A 337-nucleotide genomic window follows, 5' to 3' on the forward strand; every position below is an offset into this window, starting at 1 on the left:
AATCGGGGACGAGGGTCTCCTTGCTGAAGATACTGGTCTCGATGAAGGTCAGCAGGACGATGCCGATGACGGTGGCGGCGATGATGATCCGCTCGCGCCGTCTGCGCTTCATCTCGGCCGTGAGGAGTGCCTGCTGTTTTTCGACTTTCTGGTCCATGGCTGCGGGTCGGGGCCCGGCGTCGCGCGCCCCCTCAGGCAAATACATGGTAAGCGAAAACTTGTAAAGGACAATCGGAGACGGCAACCGACCGAGGGTCCGGGGCAAGCGGCATTCGAAGCCTTTCGCCTCAGGCCGGTCCAGAAAGGATCATGTCGCGGCGGCGGCGGCGGGTTTCGC

It is taken from the genome of Candidatus Skiveiella danica, assembly GCF_022705245.1.
GTDB classification, from domain to species: domain Bacteria; phylum Pseudomonadota; class Gammaproteobacteria; order Burkholderiales; family Burkholderiaceae_C; genus Skiveiella; species Skiveiella danica.